Raw genomic sequence first — 15,776 nt, 5'->3', positions numbered from 1 at the left:
AATGAACAACAAAAAGTAAACCTCCTCTCTAAACGCTTACGAGGTTAGCTGTCGGATTCGGGCCTAAAGAGTAGCCCTACTTTCAAAACTGAAAGATTCACCCCAAGTGACGATGCACAAAATTGGTTCCCCCGCTCCATTTCTGGAACTCAGCGATTTTAGGTTTTTTTGGAAATTTTATGAATGATTTATGAGAGTAAATATACTCCTCTATATTTCACTTGTAAAGGGGTAAATTACTGAAAATAATAATATTTACATTCATTTAAACGCTTACATTGAAGATTATTACTATTATTTCATCTATTTTCTTTATTTCTCTTCTTTTTTCTTAAAAATGACCTTTTAAATATGAAATAAAAAGAGCGAATGACATGAAGTGCATAGCTTGTCGCACTCAGCATTCGCTCTTTTTTATTCAACCTTTATTCTCCTCGTAAAAATGCACGTAAATTTCTCCCGCGAATATAAACTTGTGTCAATTCTGCATGTAGCTGCTCATACTCGGTAATATCCATCTCTAAATACAAAGCATCTTTTGATGGTAATATAATATATGGCCCTGGAAAAAGGGGATCGATCTGAACCAATTCTTGAACTCGCTCTACCGATACTGCCCAACGATTTGCTATATCTCCAAGTAATAATACCTTCATCATTTCTTCCCCCGCCCTATTCAAAAAATAAAAAAGAAATATTATCACAATTTGTAAACACGACAAACTTAGCTCCAATTGTTTCATAGAGCCTCGCTGGATATCGTTTATTCCTTGTAACAACAGTAATAGGTGCTTGAAAAGAAAAGCGAATGTGTTCTGTGAAAAAACTAACGATTGGAAGCTCATCCCCTAGTAAAATCACCTTCTTAATACACTCACAAATACTAGTAAAGTCCTGCTCCTTACTGCAGCTATAAGTCCAATCAAACCCACAATTCCTAACTTCAGCCGCTATCTCTTCATTTGCTGTACAAATAATTAACTCATGTTGAAATGATACTAGCTCTCTTAAACTCTTTATCTTGTTCTCTTCTCCAACACAAATAAGTGTTAGTTCCATGTACCTCATCCTCCTTAGTATAAAAGAAATCAAGCATAGATTGATATTCCCCTATACTAATCAGATCGATGAAGTGATGTATCCATCATGGCACCGTCCTCTCTCAAGACGCTTACGAAGTTAGCTGTCGGATTCGGACTTTGAGAGTAGCCCTACTTTCAAAATTGAAAGATTCACCCCTAGTGCCGACGCACAAATTGGTTCCCCCGCTCCATATAATTGGACTCAGCGTTTACAAAAAATATATTCTGGCTGATATATTACTCCTGTATTTTGAAAAAGTAAACAGAAAAAAAGCCAGTTATCAAACTGACTTTTTACTCACCTATGCGCGCGTTTTATTCAACTTATATGCAAAATGATTCGTCGGCCCATGGCCACTACCAATATTCAATGGCTCTTCAATTGCTATACTAATAAATCGTTTTGCTTCTTGAACAGCATCTTCAATTGAGTATCCTTTCGCAAGTCCTGCTGTAACCGCTGAAGCAAATGTACACCCACTTCCGTGCGTTTGCTTTGAAGGAATTCGCTCGCTTCTAAACTCAATAAATTTTTCTCCATCAAAGAGGAAATCAATTACTTCATTACCTTGATATTCTGCATGTCCGCCCTTCATAAGCACATATTTAGCACCTAATTCGTGCAATACTTTTGCAGCTTCCTTACTATCTTCAACGTTATGAATCTCCATCCCAGTTAACACTTCTGCTTCTGGGACATTCGGTGTTATAACAGTTGCTACTGGTAATAAATATTCTTTTAATGCTTGAACTGCTTCTTGCTGTAATAATGATGCACCGCCTTTTGCAATCATAACGGGATCTAGCACAATATTATTCCAGCCAAACTTTTTAATTTGTTCTGCAACAATTTGAATTATTTCACTACTAAATAACATTCCTAGTTTCACTGCATCTGGTGTTAAATCCGTACCAATTGAATTCAGCTGTTCTGTAACACCTTCTAACGGAACAGGATATACCCCTTGAACGCCAAGCGTGTTTTGAGCAGTAATTGCCGTAATAGCCGTCATTCCGTATACACCAAGCTCTTGGAATGTTTTTAAATCTGCCTGAATTCCAGCACCGCCGCCGCTATCAGACCCTGCAATTGTTAAAGCTTTATTTACTTTCATCCCACTCATCCTTTTCTATCCAAAATAACGATGATAAACTGTTTTTGCTTCACTTATATCTTTCGTTCCATGTACAAGTACGCGACCATCTTTGAAGGCAACTAATCTCTTCTCTTCCACAGAAAATGATAATAAATATGGATTTACATTTAAATCATTCACACGATCATTCAGCAGCTCTTTGTATCGTTCAAAATTCATTTCCTCTTTATGAGGTGGTCTAATTTGAACTGTATTTCGCCCGCATAAAACTGCTGTTTTTGATGTGTTCTCTTTATTTAAATACGGATATAATGCATTCTCTCCGCATGAAGGACAATTATGCTGGCGAAGCTTTTGCACATTCATACATGAATACTCATTCTTCCACATATCAAACGATACAAGTCCATCTCGAAGTGATTCGTAATCTTCTACTAACAGTTTAAGAGCTTCCGTTACTTGATGAGAAACGACGAGAGATACAGCAGGCGATATAATGCCAGCTGTATCACATGTCGCTCCGCCAAGCGGAATCGATTGTAATAAACAAGATAAACATGGCGTTTTACTAGGAAGGATTGTGTAAGAAAGGCCGTAACTCCCTACACATGCTCCGTAAATCCATGGAATAGAATATTTTTGTGCTATATCATTCACAATGAAGCGCGTTTCGAAATTATCAGTTGCATCAATCATTACATTAACGTTTGTAACAAGCTCTTCTAATTCCTCAGCTGTTACATCTTGAACGAGCGCTTCTACTCTTACTTCACTATTAATCTCTTCTAGACGCTTCTTTGCTGCTACAGCCTTCGGAAGATTATTTTCCACATCACTCTCTGCATACAATTGTTGCCTTTGTAAATTACTCCAATCGACATAATCACGGTCAACAATTGTTACTGTGCCAACACCTGCTCTTACAAACATTTCTGCATTTGCACTACCTAGTGCGCCCGCGCCGATAATAAGCACATGCTTTTCTCTTATCTTTTGCTGGCCTTCTTCCCCAATCGGAGAAAATAATTCTTGGCGAGAATATCGATTATTCAACTACGCTCATTCCTTCTAAAGGACTACTTGCCGTTGCACAACGTTTACGTGCAATACGACCTGCTTCAAAGCCTAAACGTCCTGCCTCAATACTTAATTTCATTGCTTGTGCCATCTTAATAGGATCTTTTGCTCCTGACACAGCCGTATTTAATAACACACCATCCGCTCCTAATTCCATTGCAAATGCCGCATCAGCTGGGCTACCAATACCGGCATCAACGATAACTGGTACTGTCGCTTGTTCAATAATGAAGCTCAAATTTAATGGATTTACAATACCAAGTCCTGATCCGATTGGAGATGCTCCTGGCATAATCGCATGCACGCCAAGTTCTTGTAATTTACGTGCTAATACAACATCATCAGATGTATACGGAAGTACGATAAATCCTTCTTCCAGTAACATTTCAGATGCCTTTAACGTTTCTACCGGATCCGGTAATAACGTTCTATCATCACCAATAACTTCTACCTTTATCATGTCACAAAGCCCAGAAGCTTTTGCTAATTTTGCAATACGAACAGCCTCTTCAGCGTTTTTTGCCCCTGCTGTATTTGGTAATAACGTATATTTTTTCACATCAAGTTTCTCTAATAAATTAGGTTGCTTTGCATCAAAGATATCCATACGACGTACTGCAAACGTTAAAATTTCAGCTTCAGAAACGTCAATTGCTTTTTGTTGTACGTCAAAATCAGGGAATTTACCTGTTCCTAATAAAAGTCTAGAATGAAATGAAAATGGCCCAATGTTTAACATAATCAACCGCCTCCTACGAAAGTTACAATCTCAATTTGGTCTCCATCAAAAACAGATGTATCTGTATGATCATCTTTTTGTAAAATATCTTTATTACGCTCTACTACAACAATTCTGTTATCTAGCTCTAAATGTGTAAGTAGCTCAGCTACTGTTTTTACACTCGCTGGCACTTCAATTTGGTTACCATTAATTTTTAATTTCAAACTTCCATCCCCTTTCTAAACTCTTCTAGAAAGCAATGAATCTAGTAAATGATTCTCTTGCTTTCCTTCTATTAAATCGGCCATATATTGGCCAGAAATAGGACTTAATAAAATACCGTTTCGATAATGGCCCGTGCAAGCATAGAAACCTTTTATTTCTTCATGCTCTCCCATATAAGGAGCTTCATGATTCGATTGTGGTCTTAACCCTGCCCACGTGCTTTCCCATTCTGCTCCTTTTAAAGCTGGCAATATTGTATAAGCCCGCTCTAATATAGAAGTAATACTTTCTGGCTGTACAGTTTTATTGAACGTATGAGGCTTCATTGTTGCCCCAATTACGTAACGTCCACCGCGCTTTGGAGCAATATAAAATCTTTCTTGAAAAATAGGTGCTTTTAAAAGTTGTTTTCTACTTCTTACTGCAACCACTTCTCCTTTAACTGGATATGTACCCCAATCGCGGTGAAAATAACTTAGTAACTTCGTGCTCCATGAACCACCAGCAATAACAACTTTCTCGCATGCAATCATACCTTCACTTGTAACAATTCCGGTCACTTTATTATTTTCAATACGAATATCAAACACTTCTGTCTGTTCATATATATCCGCACCGGAAGTTGCCGCAGAATGTGCGAATGCTTTCGTAAGCTCTGGTGCAATAACGTGACCATCTTTCGGATAATATACTGCTCCTATAATGGATTCAGATAGGTACGGCTCTTTTTCCCGCAAATGGTTCCCCGTTAGAAAATAGGAATCTTCACCTGTTTTTTGCTGCCAATCCATAATGTGAAGAATTCTTTTCTTCTCATCTTCATTTTGAGCAATACGATAAATTCCTTTTTCTTCATATCCAATATCAATACCCGTCTTTTCACGTAAAACTGTTGCAAGTTGTGGAAATATAGCTCGGCTTTCTCTAGCAAGTTCAAATAGCGGATCATACGCATCCCATTCTGCTTGAACACCAAGTAAACCAGCAGCTGCTTTCGAAGCTTCCGATGCAATTCTTTGCTTCTCGACAATCGCTACTTTATGTCCTCTTTCTGCTAGAAAATGTGCAACTGAACTACCAATTACACCACCACCAATAATCGCTACATCATACTTCTCACACATGTTTTTCCGCCCACTTTCTTATTGATTCCTTATAAGATTTCGCTTTGCTATATGGGTTACTACTACTTATAATTCCGGACATAACTGCTATACCGCTTACACCGTTAGTAAGAACATCCATTGTGTTTTCTGGAGTAATTCCTCCAATTGCTGTAATCGGTATAGATAAACACCTTGAAATGTCTGCGATTTCTTCAAGCCCTCTCGCTGGCACACCTTTTTTACATTCTGTCGGAAATACATGGCCATAAACGAGTGAATCCGCTCCATTTTTAAATGCTACAATCGCTTCATCTAGCGAATGCACAGAATAACCGACATGCAAATACGAAAACTTTTCTTTCACTGACTTTACATCTGTGCTTCGATATCCTAGTTGAACACGAGGAATATTTAATAAAATGGCGATATCAATTCGATCGTTTATAACAATTTTAGAAGCTGGAAATCCCTCCATTAAAAGACCTTCTACCCCTTCATATAATTCCTTCGTACTCTTCTCACGCTCACGAATATGCAAATAATCAATCTCACTCTCAATCTGCATCGCTACATTCACTAACTCTTCGAATGACATATGGCCATTTGAGATTACGTGGAGCTCATTTTTCATATTCATTCGCCTACTTTAAAATATTTTCGAATAGCTCATCGGCCGGAACGATTTCTTTCGCCATTCCTTTGTCCTTCAGCCATTTATTTTGTTTCTCCCAAGACTCTTTTGAATCTGATAAGAATGGCTCATCTTTCGTTTCCATCTTCTCTAATAAAATTTTCATACTTTCCTTTTCAACTTCCGGCACAAGTGGGAAGTTTTCTTTTTCTTGATGATTTAATAAAATATTCAATGCTTCATCTGGGTTTTTCTTCATGAAATCATAGCCTTTTTTCGTACCACGTAAGAAAGCTTGCAACGCTTCTTTATCTTTTTTCAACGTTTTATCACCCGTTACAAACACAAGCTCATGATAATTTGGTACTCCGTAATCAGCTGGATTAAAGTACGCTGGTTCATGGCCTTCATGACGCATAACAGGTACTTCATGGTTAATGTACGCCCCTGTTACAGCATCTACTTTCTTCGTAATTAATGCTGGTACTAAATCAAATCCAACATCAACTACTTTCACTGTATCAGGATTACCACCAGCTTCTTTTACCATCGTTTTTAAATACATCTCACTTAAAGGTGTTCCAGAGTATCCTACTGTTTTTCCTTCTAAATCTTTCGGTGATTGAATGCCTGCTGATTTCAGTGATACAACATGATTTAATGGTGAACGTACGACAGCCCCAATTGATTTCACTGGAATTTGCTCATTCGCTCTCGCCATAACAACATCTGGCTGATAGTACAAGCCAACTGTCACCTTCCCTGCTGCTGCCAGTGTTAATGGATCAGTCGGATTAGAAGGGAATTTAATATTTACCTTTACACCTTCTTCTTTAAAGTATCCTTTTTCAATTGCTGCATAGATAAAGCTATGTACCGCATTTGGATACCAATCTAACATGACTGTTATTTCTTTCTCTTTTTTACTTTTGTCTGATGCTGAATTACTCGAACATCCTGCAATCATTGCAATTAATAATGTAAACACAAAGATGCGCTTTAAAAATTTCATGAATGCTTCCTCCAACTAATGAATTTCTTTTCTAATATGGAAATAAGTACGACGAAGAAAATAGCTAATAATGATAACAATACAATGGGTGCAAATACGCCAGCTCCATCTAACTGCGTCATCATTCTCTTACTGAAATACCCAAGCCCAGCTTGTGCACCGAGCCATTCTCCAATTGCTGCTCCGATAACACTAAGCGGAACTGCAATTTTTAAAGCTGAGAAAAAATAAGGAAGAGCAGACGGCAACTTTAATTTAAGAAAAATATCTCTTTTTGTTGCTCCATATGTAACTAAGAGCTCCTCCCATTCTTTTTTTGTACTACGCAGTCCATCATACGTATTGACCGCAATTGGGAAAAACGTAATTAAAACTGTGACAACAACCTTACTCCAAATTGTGTATCCAAACCATAAAACAAATAGCGGAGCAAGCGCAGTAATCGGAATCGTTTGTGAAGCAACTAATAATGGATAAAATGCTCTCTCCATCCATGTACTCGCATTCATTAACATCGCTAGCCCTACACCTAATACGATAGAGATAACAACACCTATTAAAACGACGTATAGCGTTGCAGGTAAATGAACTGTAAATAATATGTCTTTTAGTTTCCATATCTTCATTACAATCGCAGACGGTGACGGTAAAATGTACATCTCATCTACAATTCTTGCTCCTATTTCCCACACAGCAAGTAAAATACTAGAAAGTGTAATAGCAGGAACTAATTCTTTCAATTGGTTCATCACACAAGTACCTGCCTTTGTAACATACTAAGAAGCTCATCTTTCAGCGCTAATATTTCCGGTTTATATAAATCTTTTCGTGTTCTGTTATGATCAAGCGGTACAATCCGCTCAGTCAAAGTCGTTATCGGCTGCTGTTCCACTACTAAAACTCGGTTCGAAAGAAATAACGCTTCTTCAACATCATGAGTAATGAATAAAATTGTTTTTTCCCACTCTTGCCATTGTTCAAACAACCATTCTTGCAAAGAGGCCTTCGTTAAAGCATCTAACGCGCTAAACGGTTCATCTAATAACAATATCTCCCCGCCCGTTAATAAAGTTCGGATAAAAGATACGCGTTGCCTCATACCACCAGATAAATCTTTCGGATGTTTTGTCTCATATCCTTGTAAACCAAATTTATGTAACAGTTCCTTTGCCTTTACTTGTGCTTCGTTCTTCTGTACACCTTGGCACTCTAGCGGCAACGCGGCATTCTCAATAATTGTTCTCCACGGCAAAAGCATATCTTTTTGCGGCATATACCCTACAGGATGGTGCTTCGTTTCTGTCAGTTCTATCTGTCCAGTACTTACCTTCTCTAGACCTGTAATAAGGCGAAATAAAGTACTTTTCCCACATCCACTCGGTCCGATAATACTTACAAACTCTTTCTCGTGTATAGAAGCATTTAATTCATGGATGATTGGCTTCTCATCATAATGAAAAGAAACATTATGAAACTGTAGTATGTTCTTGCTCCTCAAATCCCCACATCTCCTTACGATAGGACATATCCCAGAATAAATATTCAAATCGACTGGAATATAGGAAAATCTCCTCTAATCGGTCTAGTTCCTTCTCAGACTTTCCAACTGCCATTTCATTTAATAAATCTATTAACCAAATACAAAGGTTACCATATTCTTCAGAACTATATCCTTGAATCCACTCACCAAAGAACTCATGATCTCTTGCCCCAGGAATATCATTTAAACGCTTTCCAATTTCCCAGTAACTCCACATACATGGAAGAAGCGCTGCTATTAATTCCGCAAGTGTGCCATTTTGAGATACAGACATCATGTAATTTGTATAAGCTAAATTTTTAGCAGATGGTTTCGCAGACTCTATCTCCTCTATAGAAATTCCAAGCCTTTTTGCATATTGTTTATGAATTGTCATTTCGCCATTTAATATTCCATCAATTTGTTCAGCAAACTTTCCCATTACTTGTGGATTCGTTGCTTTTACAACACCAATCGCATATAACTTTGCATAATCTAGCAGATATAAATAATCTTGAATAATATAATACTGGAATTTATCTTTTTCTAACGTGCCATCTCCCATACCCACTACAAACGGATGATTATGACTCATCTCCCAAACCGGTTGCACAGTTTCTAATAATCTATCGCAAAATTTCATTTCTCTATCCCCTTTCAATATATGTATCTAAATAAAAAAACACTTCTATATATAAGAAGTGGTTACAGCAAATAAAATTATACATTTATTCGATGTTCCACTTCCCTTCGCTAGTATTACCTAGATCAGGTGTTGTAAGGGTTAAGGATTATTCCTCTCTCAGCAAATCAAGCACCCCTAGTGGTTTCAATATGAAATTTTCAAATAAAAAGCCCCGTTTCTATACGCAAAGAAACGGGGACTCATTGTTAGTGTCCGAATTGCTTCCCTACGCTAGCATAATCTAGATCAGGTAATAAAAAGGATCAAAGGCTTACGGCCTACTCTCAGCTGGCAACACCAGCTCTCCTAGCAAACTATAAAATTATCACTGTCAGTATAACACCCTAATAAGACATCATCAACTGTTTTAATTTTCTTAATTATCAACAAAATATCTAAATTATACAATACATTCATTCTATTTTAGAATATAAAACCCTAATTAATCGTATAAAAAGGAATCATTATCCTCAAAAAATTTATTTTTATATTGATTTCATATTACATTTATGTGAATACACCCACTATATTATATCTTTATACTATAATAAAATTACAACTATACAACTAGAGGAGGTCTCTATTCCATGAATATGAAAGCTACTGCTTTAACAGCAACTACTGTAGCGATTGCTTCTTTACTTCCTTCTATGGGTGAAACAAATGTACAAAAAGCAAACGCTGAACAATTATCTAATATTAAAACTGGGTATGTCAAAGTTGATCAAGTAGCATTGCATACAGAAGATAATGTAAAAAGCACATCAATTGATACAATTCGCTTTAATACAAAAGTGAACATCCTTGAAACAACTAATGTTTGGTATAAAGTATCTGTTCATAATAAAGTAGGTTATGTACAAAAAGATGCTATTTTACTAAAAAACAAACTTCAATCTAATGATCAATACATCGTTAATGCTAATGCATTAAACGTTCGCTCTGAACCTAATTTAGAATCTTCTATTTTAGATGTATTACCAAATGGCAAGTTTATTACCGTTCAAGAAGATCAAGGCGAATGGTATAAAATATCACATAATGGCCAAACAGGTTACGTACAAAAAACATTCATCTCTAATGGTTCACAACCCTTAGTAAAAGGAATCACCGTTCAAAATAATACAAAATATACTGTTGCAACATCTAATCTAAATGTACGTAGCAACGCTAGTACAAGTAGCGCTCTACTCGGTTCATTACAAAACGGTACACAAGTACAAGTAGTAGAAACTGTAGGAACTTGGTATAAAATTCGTTTTGGCACAGGATACGGATATGTAGCAAAACACTATGTAGTACAAAATCAACCACAAGCTAAAACAGATCAGCCTTCATCAATTCCAGCTGCTTTCAAATTCCCCGCTCAAGGAAGAATTAGCTCAACCTTTGATATACGCTGGGAACAAATGCATTATGGTATAGATATTGCCGCTCCAGGAAACGTCTCTATCCAAGCTGCTGCTGCAGGTAAAGTTGTGAAATCTTATTATTCAGCTAGCTATGGCAATGTTGTTTTCATTGCGCATCAAATCAATGGGAAATTATATACAACTGTTTATGCTCATATGAAGGATCGCACTGTACAAGCTGGTGATCAAGTACAAACTGGACAATTAATAGGTCATATGGGAAACACAGGTCATTCATACGGGCAACATCTTCATTTTGAATTACATAATGGAGAATGGAATTTTGAAAAAACAAATGCAGTAAATCCACTGCCATATTTAGTTAGGTAAATTGTATGCCACGCAATATACCTCTTATAATTGAATACGTAGCCTTTTTAGGTTTAATCTGTTGTTTAATCATTTACAATACAAACATTGTATTTTTATCTATTATTATTGCTTTTGTTGCATTAGAAATTATGATGGAATCATTTCAAGTGCAACTAAAACAAAAAATTGCCCATATTTATAATGCTATTTTTCTTTTGAGTGCTCTCATAACAAATATAATTAGTAATGGCTTTTATTTATCTACTGTATTTCCAGTATTCTTTATGGCTGTTTTATTATTTGTAGCTAGATATATTAATGTCCCTTATAAACAAAAACAAGAACAAGAAGCTTAGAAAGAGGGGACACTGTGTACCAATCTTTCAAAGATACTCCAATAAAATACATATTGAATTTGTATAAGAAAGCCAATACTTTTTTTGGTATACAAGGAAGTTATACTGCACAACTTCTCCTATATGGAATGTTATTTCTTGTCTTAATCACTTTCTCCTTGTTTTACTAACAAAAAAGGATCTCACATAAACTGGAGATCCTTTTTAATTTATATTAATTTTTCATATCGAAAATATTGTTTATCCACAAGCATATTTTTCATAAATAAAGCTCAGATTATATTTTTTCTCTAAGCTCATTCGTTGTTCGTCATCGCACCAATAGAAAAGAATATCATGAATCGTTGCGTAACGCTTATTTTTAAGAAATAGCCTAAAGAATGATGGTAAACAATCATGTAATTGTATAAATATATAATTGCGTAGTGTTTCTTCTTTATATTCAATGCCCTTACAAATATACAGTAATTCCTCACAATAATATGCATGTTGTGGAACTTGTATCATTTCGAAAAATGGTACATAAGATAGTAGCTTGCCAATAAAATGACCGTATCGATCCATTACTCCTAGCGTCATATGCTCCATCATTTCTTTCATCACATATAAATAATCATCTACATGAGTTGTCTTTAACGGGTCTAAGCGATCGGAAATTTGAGATAATACAGCTCTTTGACATGCTAAAACTGCCTGACTAGGTCCATAATATGATAGGAAATCTGTACACTTACGATATTTACGTAATAAATCATGTGTATATAAATCATATACGAAAGTATTACAATACATTGCTAAACTCATCATATCACTATTTAATTGCTCTTTTGATAATGATTTTGCTCTCTTGCACATATAAAAGAATGTAAATTCCAATACTTCTTTATGAGATAATAAATGTTTACACTCTGTTATACATTTCTCATTAAATTTAACTCTATCCCAAATTTCAATATCCCTATCTATCAACTCACCGATACGATATTTAATAATTAAATAGTTTAAAGCAACTGATTGCGTCAAAAGATCCCATGTTTCATATTCCAATGAAGTATGAACAAACTCAGCTAATCCTTGCGCTATCATAAAAGTATTTGCCTCTTCATACCAACCAATCTCTTGGCATAAGCGAAGAATACGCACTAAAGTTGGAATTTCATCTTTATGAAACTGCGGTAAATTCTTTACTTTATTCATGCCATATACGATAAATGCCGCTAAATTTTCTTCTTTATAAAATTCTTTCTCTTTCCATACTAATATAGTTCGTTCTTTCCCCTCACCTTTTGGGTGGCAAGGTACAAGCAAAGAAAATAATTCAGCGAAATTATTTGGTTCTATATATGTATCTGTAACCAAATTCCAATTTGGATCGCCCTGTACAGCCTTCATATAATTCCCCTTCCCTTTTCATCTATGTAGGAAATATTAATTTATTATCGTACTATTAAAAATTAATATTGTTATATTCGAAATCTATCATAATACTTATATCTATCAGTATATCATCTTTTCTCTTATTAAAAATTAAGAATAACAAATTTTAAAAAACTGTCGAAAGTATTCACCATATACTTATTATATAATGCCTCAGATACATCACGCTAACATATTAGTTTAATCCATATATACTAGAATAATGCATCTGAACTTTATATATAATTTAGCTCTTTATGAGTGATCATTAAAATCTTGGTTAATTAAATTTTCGATTTATTCCGTATGCTCTGAGATTTCGCTCAAGGCAAATCCAGCTTGATCATCTGCCGATTCCCTTATAGCTAAATCTCCTAGTGCTAACATGCCAATAAGCTGACCACTATCAACTACTGGTAACCGTCTAATTTGATACTGTGCCATTAGCTCTGTAGCTTTTTCAATAGAATCATTTGGAGAAACTGAGATAATATTTGTTGTCATTACATTTGTAATTTTATTAGATCCAGGATGTTTTTCAGCAATCCCTCGAACAACTAAATCTCGATCAGTAACAAGCCCAACAACTTGCTCATTTTCAACAACAGGAATTAATCCAACCGATTCTTCCTTCATTTTTACAGCTGCCTCATATACATTGTCTAGCGGTGTACAATGTACAATACGGGTACTCATTAAGTCTCTAACTCGTGTCATTATTTATTTCCTCCTTTTTATACATACCATAGCTTTTCCAAAATTCCTTTATTTATTTCTGGAAAGTAACATTATAAAAAGGATCAACAAAATAAAAAAGAGCCAGCATAATGCTGACTCTTTTTTGTATGACCCGTACGGGATTCGAACCCGTGTTACCGCCGTGAAAGGGCGGTGTCTTAACCACTTGACCAACGGGCCATGGCTCCGCAGGTAGGACTCGAACCTACGACCGATCGGTTAACAGCCGATAGCTCTACCACTGAGCTACTGCGGAATAATATATGGTGGGCCTAAATGGACTCGAACCATCGACCTCACGCTTATCAGGCGTGCGCTCTAACCAGCTGAGCTATAGGCCCATATACTTTACAGGGGCAGTAGGAATCGAACCCACACTGGAGGTTTTGGAGACCTCAGTTCTACCTTTAAACTATGCCCCTAAATGATGCCGGCTAGAGGACTTGAACCCCCAACCTACTGATTACAAGTCAGTTGCTCTACCAATTGAGCTAAGCCGGCATAAAAAAAAATGGTGGCTCGGGACGGAATCGAACCGCCGACACGAGGATTTTCAGTCCTCTGCTCTACCGACTGAGCTACCGAGCCAACATAAATGGCGGTCCCGACCGGGGTCGAACCGGCGATCTCCTGCGTGACAGGCAGGCATGTTAACCACTACACCACGGGACCATTTGGTTGCGGGGACAGGATTTGAACCTGCGACCTTCGGGTTATGAGCCCGACGAGCTACCGTACTGCTCCACCCCGCGACAATATTAAATTAAAAAAATGGAGGAGGTAGAGGGATTCGAACCCCCGCGCGACTCTCGCCGCCTGTCGGTTTTCAAGACCGATCCCTTCAGCCGAACTTGGGTATACCTCCATGAAGGAAAAAATAAATATATTATTTTTATATGTCTAAACCATTTAAAAAGAAAATGGAGGAGGTAGAGGGATTCGAACCCCCGCGCGATTCTCACCGCCTGTCGGTTTTCAAGACCGATCCCTTCAGCCGAACTTGGGTATACCTCCGAGACATATATTAAATAAAGTGGAGCCTAGCGGGATCGAACCGCTGACCTCCTGCGTGCAAGGCAGGCGCTCTCCCAGCTGAGCTAAGGCCCCATGTTTTTTGGAATATCGGGAAGACAGGATTTGAACCTGCGACCCCCTGGTCCCAAACCAGGTGCTCTACCAAGCTGAGCCACTTCCCGTTAATAAAAGCGCGCCCGAGAGGAGTCGAACCCCTAACCTCTTGATCCGTAGTCAAACGCTCTATCCAATTGAGCTACGGGCGCATATGGTGCCGAGGGCGGGGGTCGAACCCGCACGGTGGTCACCCACCGCAGGATTTTAAGTCCTGTGCGTCTGCCTGTTCCGCCACCCCGGCATGTCATATTGAAAATTGGAGCGGAAGACGGGATTCGAACCCGCGACCCCAACCTTGGCAAGGTTGTATTCTACCACTGAACTACTTCCGCAAGACATGTATGAGTTATTTTATTAAAAGTGCGGGTGAAGGGAGTCGAACCCCCACGCCAAAGGCGCTAGATCCTAAGTCTAGTGCGTCTGCCAATTCCGCCACACCCGCATATTTCATTGAAAATGGTGAGCCATGAAGGATTCGAACCTTCGACCCTCTGATTAAAAGTCAGATGCTCTACCAACTGAGCTAATGGCTCTTAATGGCTGGGCTAGCTGGATTCGAACCAGCGCATGACGGAGTCAAAGTCCGTTGCCTTACCGCTTGGCTATAGCCCAATAATTAAGAATGGTGGAGGGGGGCAGATTCGAACTGCCGAACCCGAAGGAGCGGATTTACAGTCCGCCGCGTTTAGCCACTTCGCTACCCCTCCGACATATATGGTGGAGGATGACGGGATCGAACCGCCGACCCCCTGCTTGTAAGGCAGGTGCTCTCCCAGCTGAGCTAATCCTCCATTTTGCCTGGCAACGTCCTACTCTCACAGGGACAAGGTCCCAACTACCATCGGCGCTAGAGAGCTTAACTTCCGTGTTCGGTATGGGAACGGGTGTGACCTCTCTGCCATCATTACCAGACTGTATTCATTTAAGACAAGAATCATTTTAACTTATTTACTTTTGAAAGTCAACAAGTTTTTTATATTCTTTCAAAACTAGATAACATTGCTTCATATTATATGGTTAAGTCCTCGATCTATTAGTATTCGTCAGCTCCACATGTCACCATGCTTCCACCTCGAACCTATCAACCTGATCATCTTTCAGGGATCTTACTAGCTTACGCTATGGGAAATCTCATCTTGAGGGGGGCTTCATGCTTAGATGCTTTCAGCACTTATCCCTTCCGCACATAGCTACCCAGCTATGCCCTTGGCAGAACAACTGGTACACCAGCGGTGCGTCCATCCCGGTCCTCTCGT

At 37.9% G+C, this 15,776-nt stretch carries 16 protein-coding genes, 20 tRNA genes, 2 rRNA genes and 4 riboswitches (1 of these 42 only partly in view); of the genes, 2 read left to right on the top strand and 36 right to left on the bottom strand.

Annotated features, from left to right (window positions below; genetic code table 11):
* Nucleotides 1-19 precede the first annotated feature (19 nt).
* Nucleotides 20-165, bottom strand: a riboswitch (cyclic di-AMP (ydaO/yuaA leader).
* A 260-nt stretch (nucleotides 166-425) separates the two neighbouring features.
* From JFU02_RS23295 to tenA, 12 genes are all read right to left on the bottom strand, one after another.
* Nucleotides 426-659 (bottom strand): hypothetical protein, encoded by a 234-nt coding sequence (locus JFU02_RS23295; RefSeq protein WP_002025339.1) that lies wholly within the window; start codon nucleotides 657-659, stop codon nucleotides 426-428.
* A 13-nt stretch (nucleotides 660-672) separates the two neighbouring features.
* A complete protein-coding gene (locus tag JFU02_RS23290) occupies nucleotides 673-1,059 on the bottom strand; it encodes a hypothetical protein (RefSeq protein WP_000424064.1) in 387 nt (128 codons plus the stop codon).
* A gap of 93 nt (nucleotides 1,060-1,152) precedes the next feature.
* Nucleotides 1,153-1,300, bottom strand: a riboswitch (cyclic di-AMP (ydaO/yuaA leader).
* 84 nt (nucleotides 1,301-1,384) lie between these two features.
* Nucleotides 1,385-2,197: a bifunctional hydroxymethylpyrimidine kinase/phosphomethylpyrimidine kinase gene (gene thiD, locus JFU02_RS23285; RefSeq protein WP_000867391.1), complete on the bottom strand. Its 813-nt coding sequence runs from the start codon at nucleotides 2,195-2,197 to the stop codon at nucleotides 1,385-1,387.
* Between the two features lie 15 nt (nucleotides 2,198-2,212).
* Nucleotides 2,213-3,232: a thiazole biosynthesis adenylyltransferase ThiF gene (gene thiF / locus JFU02_RS23280; RefSeq protein ID WP_097820853.1), complete on the bottom strand. Its 1,020-nt coding sequence runs from the start codon at nucleotides 3,230-3,232 to the stop codon at nucleotides 2,213-2,215.
* Nucleotides 3,225-3,995 (bottom strand): thiazole synthase, encoded by a 771-nt coding sequence (thiG, locus tag JFU02_RS23275; protein WP_000931981.1) that lies wholly within the window; start codon nucleotides 3,993-3,995, stop codon nucleotides 3,225-3,227. The genes thiF and thiG overlap by 8 nt, the downstream gene beginning before the upstream one ends.
* 2 nt (nucleotides 3,996-3,997) lie before the next feature.
* Complete coding sequence (thiS, locus tag JFU02_RS23270; RefSeq protein ID WP_000768350.1) at nucleotides 3,998-4,201, bottom strand: sulfur carrier protein ThiS; 204 nt, start codon at nucleotides 4,199-4,201, stop codon at nucleotides 3,998-4,000.
* A gap of 15 nt (nucleotides 4,202-4,216) precedes the next feature.
* The gene (gene thiO / locus JFU02_RS23265; protein WP_000333303.1) at nucleotides 4,217-5,326 is read right to left on the bottom strand and encodes a glycine oxidase ThiO; all 1,110 of its coding nucleotides are present in this window, start codon (nucleotides 5,324-5,326) and stop codon (nucleotides 4,217-4,219) included.
* The gene (gene tenI / locus JFU02_RS23260) at nucleotides 5,319-5,939 is read right to left on the bottom strand and encodes a thiazole tautomerase TenI (RefSeq protein WP_000787177.1); all 621 of its coding nucleotides are present in this window, start codon (nucleotides 5,937-5,939) and stop codon (nucleotides 5,319-5,321) included. Before tenI ends, thiO begins: the two co-directional genes overlap by 8 nt.
* A gap of 10 nt (nucleotides 5,940-5,949) precedes the next feature.
* On the bottom strand, nucleotides 5,950-6,951 hold the full coding sequence (locus JFU02_RS23255; protein WP_097959975.1) for an ABC transporter substrate-binding protein: 1,002 nt from the start codon (nucleotides 6,949-6,951) through the stop codon (nucleotides 5,950-5,952).
* The gene (locus JFU02_RS23250; RefSeq protein WP_001072530.1) at nucleotides 6,948-7,700 is read right to left on the bottom strand and encodes an ABC transporter permease; all 753 of its coding nucleotides are present in this window, start codon (nucleotides 7,698-7,700) and stop codon (nucleotides 6,948-6,950) included. Before JFU02_RS23250 ends, JFU02_RS23255 begins: the two co-directional genes overlap by 4 nt.
* On the bottom strand, nucleotides 7,700-8,449 hold the full coding sequence (locus tag JFU02_RS23245; RefSeq protein WP_201071696.1) for an ABC transporter ATP-binding protein: 750 nt from the start codon (nucleotides 8,447-8,449) through the stop codon (nucleotides 7,700-7,702). The genes JFU02_RS23250 and JFU02_RS23245 overlap by 1 nt, the downstream gene beginning before the upstream one ends.
* On the bottom strand, nucleotides 8,418-9,113 hold the full coding sequence (gene tenA, locus JFU02_RS23240; RefSeq protein WP_000666826.1) for a thiaminase II: 696 nt from the start codon (nucleotides 9,111-9,113) through the stop codon (nucleotides 8,418-8,420). Before tenA ends, JFU02_RS23245 begins: the two co-directional genes overlap by 32 nt.
* An 85-nt stretch (nucleotides 9,114-9,198) precedes the next feature.
* A riboswitch (TPP riboswitch) is annotated at nucleotides 9,199-9,302 on the bottom strand.
* Between the two features lie 59 nt (nucleotides 9,303-9,361).
* Nucleotides 9,362-9,473, bottom strand: a riboswitch (TPP riboswitch).
* A 269-nt stretch (nucleotides 9,474-9,742) separates the two neighbouring features.
* On the opposite strand from tenA, the gene JFU02_RS23235 reads away from it, so the two are divergent.
* Nucleotides 9,743-10,897 carry an SH3 domain-containing protein gene (locus JFU02_RS23235; protein WP_098723039.1) on the top strand — a complete coding sequence of 385 codons (1,155 nt, stop codon included), beginning with the start codon at nucleotides 9,743-9,745 and terminating at the stop codon, nucleotides 10,895-10,897.
* Nucleotides 10,898-10,902: 5 nt separating this feature from the next.
* Entirely contained in the window at nucleotides 10,903-11,235 is a 333-nt protein-coding gene (locus JFU02_RS23230) for a hypothetical protein (RefSeq protein WP_001137821.1), read from the top strand.
* A 240-nt stretch (nucleotides 11,236-11,475) separates the two neighbouring features.
* Here JFU02_RS23230 and JFU02_RS23225 read toward each other — a convergent pair whose 3' ends face one another.
* The 24 genes from JFU02_RS23225 to JFU02_RS23110 form a co-directional block, all read right to left on the bottom strand.
* Entirely contained in the window at nucleotides 11,476-12,627 is a 1,152-nt protein-coding gene (locus JFU02_RS23225) for a DUF3965 domain-containing protein (protein ID WP_000648917.1), read from the bottom strand.
* Nucleotides 12,628-12,948: 321 nt separating this feature from the next.
* Entirely contained in the window at nucleotides 12,949-13,368 is a 420-nt protein-coding gene (locus JFU02_RS23220) for a CBS domain-containing protein (protein ID WP_000199019.1), read from the bottom strand.
* Nucleotides 13,369-13,497: 129 nt separating this feature from the next.
* Nucleotides 13,498-13,569, bottom strand: a tRNA-Glu gene (locus JFU02_RS23215).
* Nucleotide 13,570: 1 nt separating this feature from the next.
* Nucleotides 13,571-13,645 (bottom strand) — tRNA-Asn (locus JFU02_RS23210).
* Between the two features lie 8 nt (nucleotides 13,646-13,653).
* Nucleotides 13,654-13,730, bottom strand: a tRNA-Ile gene (locus tag JFU02_RS23205).
* Between the two features lie 10 nt (nucleotides 13,731-13,740).
* Nucleotides 13,741-13,811 (bottom strand) — tRNA-Trp (locus JFU02_RS23200).
* A 6-nt stretch (nucleotides 13,812-13,817) separates the two neighbouring features.
* A tRNA-Thr gene (locus tag JFU02_RS23195) sits at nucleotides 13,818-13,890 on the bottom strand.
* A gap of 11 nt (nucleotides 13,891-13,901) precedes the next feature.
* A tRNA-Phe gene (locus tag JFU02_RS23190) sits at nucleotides 13,902-13,977 on the bottom strand.
* A gap of 8 nt (nucleotides 13,978-13,985) precedes the next feature.
* A tRNA-Asp gene (locus tag JFU02_RS23185) sits at nucleotides 13,986-14,061 on the bottom strand.
* A 3-nt stretch (nucleotides 14,062-14,064) separates the two neighbouring features.
* Nucleotides 14,065-14,141: transfer RNA gene (locus JFU02_RS23180), tRNA-Met, on the bottom strand.
* A 20-nt stretch (nucleotides 14,142-14,161) separates the two neighbouring features.
* Nucleotides 14,162-14,254 (bottom strand) — tRNA-Ser (locus JFU02_RS23175).
* Between the two features lie 56 nt (nucleotides 14,255-14,310).
* Nucleotides 14,311-14,403, bottom strand: a tRNA-Ser gene (locus tag JFU02_RS23170).
* A gap of 20 nt (nucleotides 14,404-14,423) precedes the next feature.
* A tRNA-Ala gene (locus JFU02_RS23165) sits at nucleotides 14,424-14,496 on the bottom strand.
* A gap of 15 nt (nucleotides 14,497-14,511) precedes the next feature.
* Nucleotides 14,512-14,585: transfer RNA gene (locus JFU02_RS23160), tRNA-Pro, on the bottom strand.
* Nucleotides 14,586-14,595: 10 nt separating this feature from the next.
* Nucleotides 14,596-14,669 (bottom strand) — tRNA-Arg (locus tag JFU02_RS23155).
* Between the two features lie 3 nt (nucleotides 14,670-14,672).
* Nucleotides 14,673-14,761, bottom strand: a tRNA-Leu gene (locus JFU02_RS23150).
* A 16-nt stretch (nucleotides 14,762-14,777) separates the two neighbouring features.
* Nucleotides 14,778-14,852, bottom strand: a tRNA-Gly gene (locus JFU02_RS23145).
* A gap of 29 nt (nucleotides 14,853-14,881) precedes the next feature.
* A tRNA-Leu gene (locus tag JFU02_RS23140) sits at nucleotides 14,882-14,962 on the bottom strand.
* Between the two features lie 15 nt (nucleotides 14,963-14,977).
* Nucleotides 14,978-15,053: transfer RNA gene (locus tag JFU02_RS23135), tRNA-Lys, on the bottom strand.
* Nucleotides 15,054-15,057: 4 nt separating this feature from the next.
* Nucleotides 15,058-15,132, bottom strand: a tRNA-Gln gene (locus JFU02_RS23130).
* Nucleotides 15,133-15,143: 11 nt separating this feature from the next.
* A tRNA-Tyr gene (locus JFU02_RS23125) sits at nucleotides 15,144-15,227 on the bottom strand.
* 8 nt (nucleotides 15,228-15,235) lie between these two features.
* Nucleotides 15,236-15,311: transfer RNA gene (locus JFU02_RS23120), tRNA-Val, on the bottom strand.
* Between the two features lie 5 nt (nucleotides 15,312-15,316).
* Nucleotides 15,317-15,432, bottom strand: a 5S ribosomal RNA gene (gene rrf / locus JFU02_RS23115).
* A gap of 101 nt (nucleotides 15,433-15,533) precedes the next feature.
* Nucleotides 15,534-15,776, bottom strand: a 23S ribosomal RNA gene (locus JFU02_RS23110); it runs 2,679 nt beyond the window's last position.

This window comes from Bacillus sp. TH13 (assembly GCF_016651175.1).
Classification (GTDB): Bacteria; Bacillota; Bacilli; order Bacillales; family Bacillaceae_G; genus Bacillus_A; species Bacillus_A thuringiensis_S.
Note: the sequence above shows the minus strand (reverse complement) of the source record. Positions and strands in the feature narration are given on the sequence as shown.

Coding starts and splice junctions, on each gene's coding strand:
- JFU02_RS23295 (WP_002025339.1), bottom strand. CDS start 659: ATGATGAAGGTATTATTACTTGGAGATATAGCAAATCGTTGGGCAGTA.
- JFU02_RS23290 (WP_000424064.1), bottom strand. CDS start 1,059: ATGGAACTAACACTTATTTGTGTTGGAGAAGAGAACAAGATAAAGAGT.
- thiD (WP_000867391.1), bottom strand. CDS start 2,197: ATGAAAGTAAATAAAGCTTTAACAATTGCAGGGTCTGATAGCGGCGGC.
- thiG (WP_000931981.1), bottom strand. CDS start 3,995: ATGTTAAACATTGGGCCATTTTCATTTCATTCTAGACTTTTATTAGGA.
- thiO (WP_000333303.1), bottom strand. CDS start 5,326: ATGTGTGAGAAGTATGATGTAGCGATTATTGGTGGTGGTGTAATTGGT.
- tenI (WP_000787177.1), bottom strand. CDS start 5,939: ATGAAAAATGAGCTCCACGTAATCTCAAATGGCCATATGTCATTCGAA.
- JFU02_RS23255 (WP_097959975.1), bottom strand. CDS start 6,951: ATGAAATTTTTAAAGCGCATCTTTGTGTTTACATTATTAATTGCAATG.
- JFU02_RS23250 (WP_001072530.1), bottom strand. CDS start 7,700: ATGAACCAATTGAAAGAATTAGTTCCTGCTATTACACTTTCTAGTATT.
- tenA (WP_000666826.1), bottom strand. CDS start 9,113: ATGAAATTTTGCGATAGATTATTAGAAACTGTGCAACCGGTTTGGGAG.
- JFU02_RS23235 (WP_098723039.1), top strand. CDS start 9,743: ATGAATATGAAAGCTACTGCTTTAACAGCAACTACTGTAGCGATTGCT.
- JFU02_RS23230 (WP_001137821.1), top strand. CDS start 10,903: ATGCCACGCAATATACCTCTTATAATTGAATACGTAGCCTTTTTAGGT.
- JFU02_RS23225 (WP_000648917.1), bottom strand. CDS start 12,627: ATGAAGGCTGTACAGGGCGATCCAAATTGGAATTTGGTTACAGATACA.
- JFU02_RS23220 (WP_000199019.1), bottom strand. CDS start 13,368: ATGACACGAGTTAGAGACTTAATGAGTACCCGTATTGTACATTGTACA.